This is a genomic window from Nesterenkonia sandarakina (assembly GCF_014138825.1).
In the GTDB taxonomy this organism is placed as follows: domain Bacteria; phylum Actinomycetota; class Actinomycetes; order Actinomycetales; family Micrococcaceae; genus Nesterenkonia; species Nesterenkonia sandarakina.
This window is the reverse complement of the sequence record NZ_JACJIH010000001.1, coordinates 105141-118780: the sequence shown is the minus strand read 5'-3', so window position 1 is coordinate 118780 and position 13640 is coordinate 105141. Positions and strand designations below refer to the sequence as shown.

Sequence of the window (13640 nt, the reverse complement as noted above, 5' to 3'; positions counted from 1 at the left end):
ATGGACACCCCAGCATCCCAGCACCCGGTCCAGGACGACGCCGCCGCCCAGACCCGCACCACGCAGAGCCGCACCACGCAGAGCCGCACCACGCAGAGCCGCACCACGCAGAGCCGAACCACTCCAAGCCGGCAGCGCATCGACGCGCTGCTCGCCGCGACGCCCACCGACCTGTTCATCAACGGGCAGTGGCGGCAGGCCTCCTCAGGGGCGAGCTTCGCGGTGGAGGACCCGGCCACCGGAGAGACCCTGACCCGGGTGGCCTCCGCGGATGAGACCGATGCGCTCTCCGCCATGGACGCGGCAGCCGAGGCCCAGGACTCCTGGGCGCGCACCCCTTCCCGGGTCCGCGCGGAGATCCTGCGGCGTGGCTTCGACCTGGTCCAGGACCATGCCGAGGAGCTCGCGCTGCTGATGACCCTGGAGATGGGCAAGCCGCTGGCGCAGTCCCGCGGAGAGGTCAGCTACGGCGGGGAGTTCCTGCGCTGGTTCTCCGAGGAGGCGGTGCGTGATTATGGACGCTACGCGGACACTCCGGAGGGGAACCTGCGGATGCTGATCACCCGCAAACCAGTGGGCCCCTGCCTGCTGATCACACCGTGGAACTTCCCGCTGGCGATGGCCACCCGGAAGGTCGCCCCGGCTCTGGCCGCTGGGTGCACGATGATCCTGAAACCGGCAGCCCTGACGCCGCTGACCTCGCTGTACTTCACGGCTCTGATGTCTGAGGCGGGACTGCCCAGCGGGGTGCTCAACGTGCTGCCCACCGACTCCCCCGCGGCGATCTCTGGGCCGCTGATGGCGGACCCTCGGCTGCGCAAGATCTCCTTCACCGGCTCCACCGCCGTGGGCAAGCATCTGATGAAGCAGGCCACCGAGAACGTGCTGCGCACATCTATGGAGCTCGGCGGGAACGGGCCGCTGATCGTGTTTGAGGATGCAGACCTGGACAAGGCTGTGGCCGGGGCGATGGCGGCGAAGCTCCGCAATATGGGCGAGGCCTGCACCGCGGCCAACCGGATCCTGGTCCAGGAATCGGTGGCCGAGGAGTTCATCGCGAAGCTGGCTCAGCGCATGTCCGCGCTGCAGGTCGGGTCCGGGCTCGAGGACGGCGTCAACGTCGGCCCGCTGATCGACGCGAAGGCCTGCACCTCGGTGGCGGAGCTGGTCGAGGACGCGGTGCGCCGGGGCGCGGAAGTGGTGGTCGGGGGCCAGCGGGGCGAGGGCCCCGGGCACTTCTTCGAACCCACGCTGCTGCGCAACGTCTCCCCCGATGCCAGGGTGGTGCGCGAGGAGATCTTCGGGCCGGTGGCGCCGGTGCTGACCTTCAGCACCGAGGATGAGGCGGTGGCGATGGCCAACGCCACCGAGTATGGGCTGGCCTCCTACGTGTTCACGGAGAACATCTCCCGCGGGCTGCGCATCGGGGACCGAATCGACTTCGGCCTGCTCGGCCTCAATGTCGGGGTGATCTCCAACGCCGCGGCGCCCTTCGGCGGAGTCAAGCAGTCCGGGCTGGGACGCGAGGGCGGCGCCGAGGGCCTCGCGGAGTACACCAGCACCCAGTACATCGGGATCGAGAACCCCTGGAGCGGATGAGCTGGCGCCGGCTTCGGCACGCAGCTTTCTCTTCGCCGGGGCCATACGCGAACGGCGCGCCCACTAGCACAAGGCTGGCGGGCGCGCCGTCGTCGTGGTCGCGGTGGATCAGTAGCGGTAGTGCTCGGGCTTGTACGGCCCGGCCACGTCCACGCCGAGGTAGTCGGCCTGTTCCTTGGAGAGCTCGGTGAGCTTAGCCCCCAGGGCATCGAGGTGGAGTCGGGCGACCTTCTCGTCCAGGACCTTGGGCAGCACGTAGACGTCGGTCTCGTAGCGGTCCTCCCCGGTGTAGTCCGGGGCGGTCTTGGCGAAGAGCTCGATCTGCGCGATGGTCTGGTTCGCGAAGGAGGAGCTCATCACGAAGCTGGGGTGCCCGGTGGCGTTGCCCAGGTTCAGCAGCCGGCCCTCGGAGAGCAGGATGATCGAGTGACCCTCGGCGCGGGTGCCGTCGGCGGGCATGACCCACTCGTGCACCTGCGGCTTGATCTCGACCTTCTGCACGCCGTCGATCGCGGCCAGCCCGGCGATGTCCACCTCGTTGTCGAAGTGGCCCACGTTGCCGACGATGGCCTTGTTCTTCATCTTCTGCATCGCCTCGGCGGAGATGATGTCCTTGCCGCCGGTGGTGGTGATGAAGATGTCACCGATCTCCAGCACGTCCTCCAGGCGGGCGACCTGATAGCCGTCCATGGCTGCCTGCAACGCGTTGATCGGGTCGATCTCGGTGATGATCACGCGGGATCCCTGTCCGCGCAGCGCCTCGGCGGCACCCTTGCCCACGTCGCCGTAGCCGCAGACCACGGAGACCTTGCCGCCGATGAGCACATCGGTGGCGCGCATGATGCCGTCAGGCAGCGAGTGGCGGACGCCGTACTTGTTGTCGAACTTGGACTTGGTGACCGAGTCGTTGACGTTGATCGCCGGGAACAGCAGCTTTCCCTCGCGAGCGAACTGGTACAGCCGGTTCACACCGGTGGTGGTCTCCTCGGTGACTCCGCGCAGGTTCTTCGCGATCCCGGTCCAGCGCTGCGGGTTCTCCTCCAGAGATTTCCGCAGCGTGGCCAGCACGTAGTGGTACTCCTCGGGATCAGTCTCCTGGGCCGAGGGCACCGCGCCGGCGGCCTCGAACTCCACACCCTTGTGCACCAGCATGGTGGCATCCGCGCCGTCGTCGAGGATCATGTTCGCCCCCACGGTGGGGTCCTCATCCACGCCGGGCCAGGCGAAGATCTGGCTGGCTGTCCACCAATACTCCTCGAGGGTCTCGTTCTTCCAGGCGAAGACCGGGACGCCCTGCGGGTCCTCCACGGTGCCATGGGGACCGACGACGACGGCGGCTGCCGCCTCGTCCTGGGTGGAGAAGATGTTGCAGCTGGCCCAGCGGACCTCGGCGCCCAGCGCGGTGAGGGTCTCGATCAGCACGGCGGTCTGCACGGTCATGTGCAGCGAGCCGGCGATCCGAGCCCCTGCCAGCGGCTGGGAGTCGCCGTACTCCGCGCGCAGGGACATCAGTCCGGGCATCTCATGTTCGGCCAGACGGATCTGGTGCCGGCCAGCTTCGTGCAGGGAGATGTCCGCGATGCGGTAGTCAAAACTCATAGGTATGGGATCCTTTGCGGGTCGCGGATGGAAAATCATGGGCCTGCGCGCCGGTCAGGGCGCGCGGCGGTGCAGAAGCCCGGCTCAGCGCGGGGCGAGCAGCTTCGGCACGCCGCGCTCGATCGGGTAGCGCAGGCTGGGGTCGGTGGTGGAGACCAGCTGATCCCCGTCCTGCCGCAGCGTGCTGCCGCTGACCGGGCAGCGCAGGATCGCCAGCAGTTCTGCGGGGAGTGCGGCGGCGGCCCGGTTCGGTCTGGGCGCGGCGGAGGGCTGGGCACTTGGCATGTCTCCAAGCCTACCGCGCAGGGCATGCCAGAGGGCCGGCGTCGTCATCTGCGGACACCGGCCCTCTGTGCGGCCCTGCTGAGCCGGGTGGTCAGTGACCGGCGCCGAGGTTGCCGGCCATCCGGCCGTGCAGGTCAGCGCTGGCGGTGTTCAGCCCGGAGATCTCCACCCGCTTGCCGTATTTGGAGTACTTCTCGGTGATCGCGTCCAGTGAGGCCACCGTGGAGGCGTCCCAGACATGGGAGTTATACATGTCGATCACCACGTGATCGGGATCCTCCGCATAGTTGAACTGGGTGTAGAGATCATTCGAGGAGGCGAAGAACAGCTCACCGGTGACCTCGTACTTCGCGATCTTCTCCCCGAAGTGTGTCTCGATCCGGCGCTGAACCGTGGCCAGGTGCGCCACGCGGCGAGCGAATAGCACCATCGCGGTGAGCACACCGAGTCCGACACCGATGGCCAGGTTGTGCGTCCAGACCGTGGCGATCACGGTGACCACCATGACCGAGGTCTCGGACTTGGGCATCATCTTCAGCGTGGAGGGCTTGATGCTGTGCCAGTCGAAGGTCGCGATCGAGACGAAGATCATCACCGCCACGAGCGCGGCCATCGGGATCATCGCGACGATCTCACCGAGGCTGACCGCGAGCACGAGGATCATGATGCCGGCCACGAAGGTGGAGATCCGGGTGCGGGCCCCGGAGGCCTTCACGTTGATCATGGTCTGGCCCACCATCGCGCAGCCGCCCATGCCGCCGAAGAATCCGGTGATGATGTTCGCGCCACCCTGACCCCAGGACTCACGGACCTTGTCCGAGCGGGTGTCGGTGACGTCGTCGACCAGCTTCGCCGTCATCAGCGACTCCAGCAGCCCGACGGCGGCCATGCCCAGCGCGTAGGGCGCGATGATCTGGAAGGTCTCCAGGGTGAAGGGGACATCCGGGATGAAGAACGACGGGATCGTCTCGGGCAGCTCGCCCTTGTCTCCCACGGTGGGCACGTTGAACGCGAAGACCACCGCGAACACGGTGAGCAGCACGATCGCGATCAGCGGCGCCGGGACCACTGCGGTGATCCGTGGCAGCAGGTAGATGATCGCCAGACCCAGCGCCACCATCGGATAGACCAGCCAGGGCACCCCGATCAGATCCGGGAACTGGGAGGTGAAGATCAGGATCGCCAGGGCGTTGACGAAGCCGACCATGACGGAGCGCGGGATGAAACGCATCAGCTTCGCGACACCGAGCACCGCGAGCAGCACCTGGAACACACCTGCCAGGATCACCGCCGCGATGAGGTAGTCGATGCCGTGGCTTTCCACCAGTGGGGCGATCACCAGGGCGGTGGCCGCGGTGGCGGCGGAGATCATCGCCGGGCGTCCGCCGAGGAACGCGATGGAGACCGCCATGGTGAAGGAGGCGAAGAGCCCGTACCGCGGGTCGACTCCGGCGATGATCGAGAACGCGATGGCCTCGGGGATCAGGGCCAGTGCCACGACCAGACCGGCCAGCAGCTCGGTCTTGAGCAGGCGTGGGGATCTCAGCGTCCGGAGAACCGATTGACGTTCTTCCGGGGTCAGCTCCTCGGTGGCGGCGGTCGGCGTGGGTGCCATGAGGCTCCGTTCTCGGGTTGTGGACACAGTCGGGTCCAGGCGAAGCACCGCGACGTGCGGGGGCGCGGCGATGCGGGAGAAGAATGGGGGCGCGGTGAGGCAGGCTCCCACCGGTGACACCAAAGACTCTACCCTAACGTAAGGGTAGGGTTAGAACTGTGTGAGCGACGCCTCAGCTGCGGGGAAGCGTCAGCTGTTGAGCTGACCGCGCAGCTGATCAGCCAACAGGTCTGCCTGGACCAGATAGGCCGCGAGCTTCTCACGCTCGCGCACCACGTGCTCCAGAGACGCCTGTGCCCGTTCCCGCTGGTCAGCATCGAGGGAATCCAGCTCGAGCAGCGCCACCACCTCGGTGAGCTCCTCGAGGCTGAACCCCAGCGGCTTGAGGTACTTGATCCGCATCAGACGCTGCTGATCCGCCTCGCTGTAGAGCCGGAATCCGCCCTCGGTGCGGCCGCTTGCTGGCAGCAGCCCGACATCGCCGTAGTGGCGGATGGTCCGCAGGGAGAGCCCGGTGCGTTCTGCGAGTTCACCGATGTGCATCGTCTGCGCGTGCGGACCTGTTCCCACGTGACCTCCCGGAGTCTTTGGCACGTCACTCTACCAATGCGCGACGATGCTGTGGACCGGCCTGAGCACTCACGCCCTGCCGGCCCGATGCACTCTTCGGCGCACCCTCCGGCGCATCCTGGGCGGAGTCTTCAGCTCAGTCCTGGATCATGCGCAGGTGCCGGCGTGAGATCCCGGGGCTCCCGGCGCGCACGGGTGGAGCCATCCGGTCCCGGGAGGAGCGCCTGGGCAGCTCGGGCTCCACGGCACGCTCGGCTTCCGGCTCGCGGCCGGACTGCTCGCGGCCGGACTGCTCGCGGCCGGACTGCTCCGCCTCGCGCTGAGCCTTCTGTGCCAGCGCCCAGGCGGCCTGGACCTCGGGAGACTCGCGCACGGCGTCGGCCAGTGCCAGCAGGTCATCCTCCTGCTTCGGTGCTGAGCTGAGCGTCAGCCGCAGCACCTCCCAGCCGCGCGGCGGCGTGACCGAGGCGGCGTGCCGATCGCAGAGATCGTAGGTGTGCGGCTCCGCGTAGACGCTCAGCGGGCCCACCACCACCGTGGAGTCCTTATACGAGTAGGTCAGAGTGGCGGCTGCGGGCCGCTCACAGCTGTTTCTGGTGCATCGACGCAAGGAATCCACGAGAGACCACCCTAGCAACCACTCCCCCAGACCTCCGTGAGGCGCAACGGCAGGCGACGGATCGGGGCTGATCGGGGCGGATCGGCCCGCAGCTCTGGAGCACGGCTTCACGCACGACTACGGTGGTCAATCCGCGCGCTGGTGCGCCTCTGGGCAGCTTCTGCCAGGTCAGCCGACTGGGACGTCTTCTGCACCCTCGACGGCTTCGGCTCCTTCACCGAGGGCGCGGACTGGGGCGGCTACTGGGGCAGACAGGGGCCTGAGCTGTTGGAGCATCGCGCAGGACTCCTCGAGCCCGATCAGCTCATGATCTTCGGCGCCACCACGTTCCGCGAGGTCGCGGAGATCATGTCAGCAGGGACCGATCCGAACGCTCTCGATACGTGGAACCAGCACCTTCTGCGGAAACCAGCAGTCGTTGTGTCCTCGACGTTGCAGAGCACTCTGGGCTGGCCCGACGCGCGGATCCTGCGCGGGGACGCGGCGATGATCGTGCAGAGGTTGAAGGCGGAGTCCGCGGTGCCGCTGCGCTCCCAGGCGAGCCTGTCGCTGAACTGGTCGCTGCTGGCCGCGGGACTCATCGACCGCATCCAGGTGACCATCTTTCCGGTCATCTCAGGCCACACCGGGACCAGCCCGATCCTGAGAGGCGCAGGCGATCTTGATCTCGAGCTGCTGGAGAGTCGAACCCTCGACGGGCATATCCAGGAGCTGGTGTACCGCCCGACGCCGCACCGTTGAGCCGGGCCTGCTCGAAACGGCTCCTCAGCTCCGTGGAACCATCTGGTCGAGGAAATCCAGGATCGCGCGCGCGGTGATCTCCGGCTGCTGGGAGTGCGGATAGTGGCCCGCCTCGGGCACCAACACGACCTCGGCCTGCAGGGTCTCCCCGATCCAGTGTGCCTCCGCTGCGGGGTCCTTGAAGTCTGGGTCGCGCTCGCCCATCACGACCAGTGTGGGAGCGCTGACCTGGAGCAGCCTGGCCTCGGCCGGGGCGTGGTCGGTCTGTCTGGCGGTGAGCGAGAACGCCTTGCCGTACTCGGGGCGGCGGAGGCTGGCGCTGACCTTCTCGCGGTACTCCTTGAAGTCCGCCGGCTTGCTGCCCGAAGGGGCCGAGCAGGACGAGTCCGGTGACCTGTTCGGGATGATCGACCTCCACCAGCCGTGGGGTCAGGAAGCCATACGAGGACCGCAGCTCCCCCATCCCGGGCACCAGCACCAGCAGCGGGCCGGCGCCCTGGACGTCATAGGCGACCCTGCCTTCGGGGCGCTCGAGGAACTGGGTCGACGGGGCTGCCGCGGCAGGAGATGCACTCATGCCGGCAATGCTCCACAGTCGCTGCCAGAGGTGTCAATGCTCCCCGGAGCGGCTCAGCGCAGCAGCCGCACCGGCACGTACTCCTCGGCTCCGCGCAGCGGCGAGACCGGGGTCAGACTGAACTGTCCGTCGTCTGTGGAGGTGGACATCATCGCGTGCACGCTCCCCTCGCCGTCGAGCTGCGGATCGGCGAAGACGATCACCACGGGGCCGTCCTGGCTGCCCTCCGGCGCGGCCGCGGTCAGGTCCTCGGCGGAGATGACGCCGGCGCCGTCGACCGAGAGATCGAGACTCTGTTCGGCGCCGAAGCCTCCCTCGGCGTCGAGCACCCGGTAGGCGATGCTTCCCGAGGCGCCGGTGGCGAAGAGGTGCAGCTCGGTCTCCCCGAGCTCTGGCAGCAGCGTTCCGGACCCCTCCCGCAGCGGCGCCGCGGGTGCAGCCCAACCGAAGTCGGTGCCCTCCTCGGTCTCGCTGCGCACCCCCACGTAGGCGGGGACGTCGGTGCGCACGCGGATATCGCTCACCCCGGGTTCCAGGCCGCGCAGATTGACCGCGTCGATCTCGCCTCCGTTGACGGTGAAGACGCCGGGGGTCTCGATGACCTGCTGGCCGTCCTCCCCGAAGACCTGCAGCTCCACGGTCGCGCCCTGGTCACCGGGGACGTGGATCCACAGCTCCGGCGGTGCGGTGGACTCCTCATCGTCATCCTCGCCCGAGACAGGGACGCCATCGGGGATCGGGACGCCCGGCATCAGATGTTCGGTTCCCGGCGCGGTCATCCCGGGCAGGAACTCCACACCGGTGCCGGTCAGCCCGGAGGCGCGAGAGGACTGCAGCTGCGCGGTCACCGGCGCTCCGGCCGAGCGGACCTGGACGCCCAGATCCGAACCGGACGAGGCCAGCCCGGCGATGTTCACCGAACGGGTCGTCTCTCCGGGGACGACGATGGATCGGGTGCCGGAGGTCCCACGGTCGCCGTCGGAATCAACGCTGGAGATCTCCACCGTGGCGGAGCGGTCGAACGGATTGGCCAAGGTCAGCAGCGAGGAGGATCCGGCGGCGATCTCGGGTCCGAAGAACCATTGGCTGCGCTCGGGCGCGGTGCACGCTCCGACCGCGAGTCCGGCCACCGGGCCTGCGTCGGCCTGGTATTCGTAGAGCGCGGCCGCCGCCTGGGCGCTGCCGTCAGCGGTCGCGGCCGCCTCCAGCAGCGGGGGCCGGGCGAGGTCGGCGTCGGAGGTGTAGACCGCCTCGCGCTGACTCAGCGGGGCAGCCGCGACTGCCGCTTCCCCGGAGTCGGTCTCGTCCGCGGCGGAGGCCTCGGTCAGGGTGGTCTCGTTGATGCGACCCTGCTCGTTCAGCTGGGCCCAGGAGGCTTCCGAGAATGAGCCGCTGAGGTCGGTGGCGAAGAGCACGGCGGAGAACCGGGAGGAGGCTGAGGAGTCTCGGTCCCGGTACTCCACCAGGCCATCGGTGGTGAGTGAATCCGGCTGTCCCGGCAGCGGCGGACAGATGAAGCTCTGCCCGGCCTGCGAGGCGGTCACCGATGCTGCGCCGAGCGCGGCCGAGGCCCCCACGCCGGAGGTGGCGGCGTGAGAGCGGCCATCCATGAGCCCGTCCAGCGCCACCGAGCCAGCCATGGTGGCGAGCACTCCGGCGGTGACGACGACGGCGGCGGTGCGGGCCCTGGCTGCGCCTCGCGGCCTCCCCGCCGAGCCGGCAGCGGCGTCCTGCCCAGGACCAGGCTGGGTCTCATGCTCAGGACCGGTCTCGGTGTCATGCTCGGGACCGGTCCCGGTGTCACGCTGGTCGGAGTGGTCGGCATTCCCAGCGCGACCGGCGCGACGACGGCGCTCACGTCGGGTCTGCCTGGTGCGGGCGGACTGCGCCGGGGTCGAAGACGCCGCGACCGCCGAGGTCGCGGCAGCACCCGCTCTCACCGCACCTGACCTGGGACTGGGACTGGGACTGGGGCGATCACGGTCCTGCTCCTGCTGCCGCTCGCGCTCCTGTGCCTGCTCCTGCTTGCGCTCGCGCTCCTGTGCCTGCTCCTGCTGCCGCTCGCGCTCCTGTGCCAGCTCCTGCTGCCGCTCGCGCTCCTGTGCCTGCTCCTGCTTGCGCTCCTGCTGCTGCCGGGTGCGTTCCTGGTTCTGCTTCTCGCGCGTCTGCTGCCGCTCCTGGCGCTGCCGCTGCTCCTCGGCCTTCAACTCCGCGCGGGCTGAGGCCGCGTCCTGCTTGGCCTTCAGCGTGGCGGCGCGCTCCTGGTCACGGATGGCGCGCTTGCGTGCCCGGCGCTGCTCCTTGATGAGCTTCTTGACCCTGACCTTCTTGCCGCTCATCCCCTGCGTCCTTCCAGCTCATCGGTGTCCGCCACCGGAAGCATGCGGCTTCCGCGCGGCAGCGGGATGGCGATCAGCACCACCAGCAGCAGGAAGGCTCCCAGGGTGATCAGCACCGGCAGCTGATAGGCGCTGCGATGCTCGGCGCTGAGCTGCCCCTGCAGCCCGGCGCCCTGATCGGTCAGCGCCTGGTCGGGCAGCTGGAACCGCTGCGTCCAGGCGGCGGGTGCATCAGCCTCCGGGGCCGTCGCGTCGGCTGTCACCGGCACAGCCTCCAGGTCCTGACCGTCCCAGCTCGCTCGCCAGCCGCTGGCCTGCTCGGTGGAGAGCTCCACCAGGTACTCGCCCTGCGGATCCAGACCCAGCCCCGCGCCGTCCTCGGCGGTGACCTGCTCCAGATCCACATCAAGTGCCTGGGACCCGCTGGGCAGCAGCGCCTGGAGCTCACCCTCGGGGTTCACGATGCGAGCCCAGCTGGTGGGAACGCCGAAGAGTCCCTCTCCGGAGGGCAGCAGCGCGTCCTCGTCGACCTCGGCACGCCAGAGCTCACCACGATCGGTCACTCCGACCGAGACCAGGCCGGCCGCGGTGTCCACGGCGTCGGTGAGCACTGCGGGCTCACCCTGGTCGATGAGCACATAGCCCACACCCAGCTCGGCCATCAGCTCTTCGGTCTGCACGGCGCCGGGAGTGATCAGCGCGGCGATCAGCGAGGCCAGGCGCTGCTCGGCGGCCGAGAACTCGGTCCCCGCCTCGGTCGGCTCGGGACCCGCCCCAGCCGTGTCACTCGCCGCGACGGCGTCGTCCCGGGTGCCTCCGAGCAGGTCCGGCAGGAGTTCTGGCTGCGCCCAGAGCGGCAGGTCACCGGCGGCGACCACGGCGCGGGACTTCTCCAGCGTGCGTCCCTCGCCGGAGACGAGTTCGCCGGTCACGCCGGGATCGGCTGCGGAGAGCACCAGCGTGCGCAGCTGTGCAGGACCGGTGCCCTGGTCTGCCGCGGTGGCCGGGAGCTGTCGCAGCGCGCCGGCCTCGATGAGCGTGGGTGCGGCATTCACGGCCGTCAGCGGCTGACCGGTCAGGGGTGCGCCGGGCATGACGCGGGGGCTGTAGAACAGGACCAGCGAGGCCCCGATGGCGAGCACCAAAAGCGTGGAGATCACCGGGGTGATCGTGCCGCCGACTCTTGGGAAGGCCAGCGGGAACCGATCCAGGGAGGCCATGCCCGCGGCGAGCAGGCAGAACACCATCACCGAGACCACCGGTCCGGGGTTGCCCGTGATCACCGTGGTGCCGTCGGATCCGGCGGCCAGCAGCCCGAGGAGCGCGGAGAGTCCGAGGGTTCCAAGCAGCAGGGCGCCGGCCACGATCGGCAGCGGCCGGGTGCGGCCGCCGGTGATGATTCCCAGCAGCGCGATCAGCAGCAGCGGCAGACCGATCAGCAGCGCGATCCGCAGACTCCAGAAGTCCCCGGCCAGGTAGGCGGGCAGCCAGGAACCGGCGGCGCTGGCGGAGGCCAGCCCTGCTGCGGGATCGAAGGCGCGGGAGAAGCCGAGCAGCTGCTGCCACAGCGGAGCGGCATCGACGGCCAGCGCCGCGCCGGGTTCGTGGGCCAGGACTGCGGCGAGGTTCTTCCCCTGCAGCAGGGCGGAGGCGATCATCGGGGCGGCCACCGCGAGGGAGGTCAGCGGGATCAGCCAGAGCGGACGGCCGCGGCGACCCAGCACCACTGCGAGCACGATGCCGGTGAGCACCACCAGAGGCAGCAGCGCCGGGGAGGCGGCGGTGAGCACCATCAGCAGCAGCGCGGCACCGGTGGCGTACTCCCAGCTTCCGGCGACGCCGAGTCCGACGGCGGCCCGGCCGACCGCGCGGACGGTGGCCACCACGGCCAACGGGAACAGGATGTGGACCAGGACCGCGCCGATGCGCCCCTCCCCCACGGCGATGTGCAGGGTCGGCACCGCGGTCCAGAGCAGCGCCGAGACCACCCGTCGGGAGGCTTTGGTGGACCAGAGTCCGGCGGCGTACCAGGCGCTGAGTGCGCTCAGCGGCAGCGCCAGGATCAACAGCCAGACCAGTACGGCGGAGGCGTGGCCGAAGCTCAGGGCGGAGATCGCCAGCAGCAGCAGGTTGAAGGGGTCTGCGGCGGAGAGCGCGCCGAGGCTGTCAGCGGCCAGGAAGCTCACCGAGTGGGCGAATACCTCCTGCAGCGAACCGGCCACCGGGAGCGCGGCCCCGCCGGTGATGGCTTCAGCCGAGAGCAGGTCGCGGAAGGCCAAGAGGGAGACTCCGGCCAGGACCAGCAGCATCAGGAACAGGCCAAGGCGGTCTCCGGAGCGGCGCGATGGCATCTCGTCGAACTCGCCGTCGGAGGCGCCGATCTCCAGCAGCGCGTCCTCATTGTTCTCTCGCTCGGCGGTGCCCTCGGGCTCGCCGTAGAACCCCGGGGTGAACCGGGTGCGCGGGACGGAGACGGTCTCTGCGGTCATCGCGGAGCGCCGCTGCGCGCGGAGGTCGCTGCCGCGGAGCATCATGCGCGCCTCTGACTGCCTGCCGGCGCGGATGACCTCGGTGGTGGAGCGGATCTGCTCGTCCCGGTGCAGGCGCGCCAGGGCCGCCTTGCGGCCCTGTGCGGCGAAGCGACGCGTGTGCCCGATTGCACCCCAGCTGAACAGGGCACGCACGGCGGCGAAGAACTCACCGGCGCCGGCGTCGGGGGCCTTGACCACGGTGAGTCCGATCAGCCGCAGCAGGGCGGCGATCCACATGCCCAGCCACAGGAACGGAACCGCCAGCGGGGTCACCGTGGCCAGGCGTCGGCGGATCTGGCTCACCCGCTGTTCGGCGGGCAGATACAGCGTGCCCCCGAGACGGTGCACGGTATCCCGGCGTGGCGGGTCCTCGCGGAGCACCCGGGCGGTGGGTTCCACGACGATGTGCGCGCCGACCTCCCGGGCGCGGCGGCAGAACTGAGCGGCGGCGTAGTCTCCGCTGAGCGCCGGATCGAAGCCGCCGAGGTCGCCGAAGAGCGAGGCGTGGACCAGCATGCCCTCGCCGGAGACTGCGGGGACCGCGTCGCGGCCGTCGTACTGGCCCTGGTCCAGCTCCTTGGGCTCGGTGGCGGTGAGCACCTCGGCGGAGCGGGCGTTGTAGAGACCCACATTGACCAGGCGCTCCGGGGTCTCGGCGGCGAGCTGCTTGGCTCCGATGACCTGGATCTGGGCGTGTGTCTCCTCGTCTTTGACCGTGAAGAGGCGCTCTTCGAGGCGCTGAAGCGCGTCGGAGGTGGGGATGGTCCCCGCGGGCAGGATCCACAGCCACTGGTGACGCGGCGCGAAGCCGTCGGGCAGTCCTCGCTCCAGGCTGCGCCAGAGCTGGGTGACCGTGGTCCCGCCGGGTCCCTTGCGCGCGGTGCTGCGCGCCTGCCGCCGGTCCTCCAAGAGTGCCGAGCGCACTGAGCGGGAGAGGTCCTGGACGCCTCGATAGCCGGGCCCGGCGAGTTCGATGACGTGATCCGGCGCCCGGGTCTGCGCGGCAAGCGCCTGCCTGGTCCGCTGCGCCGCGCTTCCCGGCTCTTTCCCGGGGACGCCGGAACCGGCTTCTGGAGCGCCTGGTGTGGTGCCTGCTGCAGCGGGATCTGGAGCGGACGGCAAATCGCCGCCGTCGTGCAGGACGACGGCGGCGATGTGGGGTCCT

General features: G+C 69.5%; 10 protein-coding genes. 2 read left to right on the top strand and 8 right to left on the bottom strand.

The features are described from left to right. Positions 1-1599, top strand: coding sequence for an NAD-dependent succinate-semialdehyde dehydrogenase (locus HNR24_RS00565; protein WP_182494684.1), 1599 nt, complete (start codon positions 1-3; stop codon positions 1597-1599). A 108-nt stretch (positions 1600-1707) separates the two neighbouring features. Here the strand turns inward: HNR24_RS00565 and ahcY are convergent, their stop codons facing one another. The 5 genes from ahcY to HNR24_RS00540 all read right to left on the bottom strand — a co-directional run bounded on the left by ahcY (position 1708) and on the right by HNR24_RS00540 (position 6287). Further along, complete coding sequence (gene ahcY / locus HNR24_RS00560) at positions 1708-3198, bottom strand: adenosylhomocysteinase (protein ID WP_058887302.1); 1491 nt, start codon at positions 3196-3198, stop codon at positions 1708-1710. 84 nt (positions 3199-3282) lie between these two features. Next, the gene (locus tag HNR24_RS00555) at positions 3283-3483 is read right to left on the bottom strand and encodes a hypothetical protein (protein WP_058887303.1); all 201 of its coding nucleotides are present in this window, start codon (positions 3481-3483) and stop codon (positions 3283-3285) included. A 91-nt stretch (positions 3484-3574) separates the two neighbouring features. Beyond that, positions 3575-5098 (bottom strand): SulP family inorganic anion transporter, encoded by a 1524-nt coding sequence (locus tag HNR24_RS00550; RefSeq protein ID WP_058887304.1) that lies wholly within the window; start codon positions 5096-5098, stop codon positions 3575-3577. 189 nt (positions 5099-5287) lie between these two features. Then, complete coding sequence (locus HNR24_RS00545) at positions 5288-5668, bottom strand: helix-turn-helix domain-containing protein (protein WP_375139258.1); 381 nt, start codon at positions 5666-5668, stop codon at positions 5288-5290. Between the two features lie 136 nt (positions 5669-5804). Beyond that, positions 5805-6287: a DUF3499 domain-containing protein gene (locus tag HNR24_RS00540; RefSeq protein WP_182494683.1), complete on the bottom strand. Its 483-nt coding sequence runs from the start codon at positions 6285-6287 to the stop codon at positions 5805-5807. Positions 6288-6428: 141 nt separating this feature from the next. Between HNR24_RS00540 and HNR24_RS00535 the strand changes: the two genes are divergently transcribed. Further along, positions 6429-7028, top strand: a complete 600-nt coding sequence (locus HNR24_RS00535; RefSeq protein ID WP_182494682.1) for a dihydrofolate reductase family protein — start codon at positions 6429-6431, stop codon at positions 7026-7028. Between the two features lie 24 nt (positions 7029-7052). Here the strand turns inward: HNR24_RS00535 and HNR24_RS13875 are convergent, their stop codons facing one another. The 3 genes from HNR24_RS13875 to HNR24_RS00520 all read right to left on the bottom strand — a co-directional run bounded on the left by HNR24_RS13875 (position 7053) and on the right by HNR24_RS00520 (position 13597). After that, positions 7053-7232, bottom strand: a complete 180-nt coding sequence (locus tag HNR24_RS13875; RefSeq protein WP_259392379.1) for an alpha/beta fold hydrolase — start codon at positions 7230-7232, stop codon at positions 7053-7055. Between the two features lie 426 nt (positions 7233-7658). Further along, a complete protein-coding gene (locus HNR24_RS00525) occupies positions 7659-9944 on the bottom strand; it encodes a DUF5719 family protein (RefSeq protein ID WP_182494681.1) in 2286 nt (761 codons plus the stop codon). After that, positions 9941-13597 carry a glycosyltransferase family 2 protein gene (locus tag HNR24_RS00520; RefSeq protein WP_182494680.1) on the bottom strand — a complete coding sequence of 1219 codons (3657 nt, stop codon included), beginning with the start codon at positions 13595-13597 and terminating at the stop codon, positions 9941-9943. The genes HNR24_RS00525 and HNR24_RS00520 overlap by 4 nt, the downstream gene beginning before the upstream one ends. Between the last annotated feature and the right edge of the window lie 43 nt (positions 13598-13640).

Bases quoted from the DNA above. Each gene is read 5' to 3' on its own strand.
- HNR24_RS00565 (WP_182494684.1), top strand. From the start codon at position 1: ATGGACACCCCAGCATCCCAGCACCCGGTCCAGGACGACGCCGCCGCC.
- ahcY (WP_058887302.1), bottom strand. From the start codon at position 3,198: ATGAGTTTTGACTACCGCATCGCGGACATCTCCCTGCACGAAGCTGGC.
- HNR24_RS00555 (WP_058887303.1), bottom strand. From the start codon at position 3,483: ATGCCAAGTGCCCAGCCCTCCGCCGCGCCCAGACCGAACCGGGCCGCC.
- HNR24_RS00550 (WP_058887304.1), bottom strand. From the start codon at position 5,098: ATGGCACCCACGCCGACCGCCGCCACCGAGGAGCTGACCCCGGAAGAA.
- HNR24_RS13875 (WP_259392379.1), bottom strand. From the start codon at position 7,232: ATGGGCGAGCGCGACCCAGACTTCAAGGACCCCGCAGCGGAGGCACAC.
- HNR24_RS00525 (WP_182494681.1), bottom strand. From the start codon at position 9,944: ATGAGCGGCAAGAAGGTCAGGGTCAAGAAGCTCATCAAGGAGCAGCGC.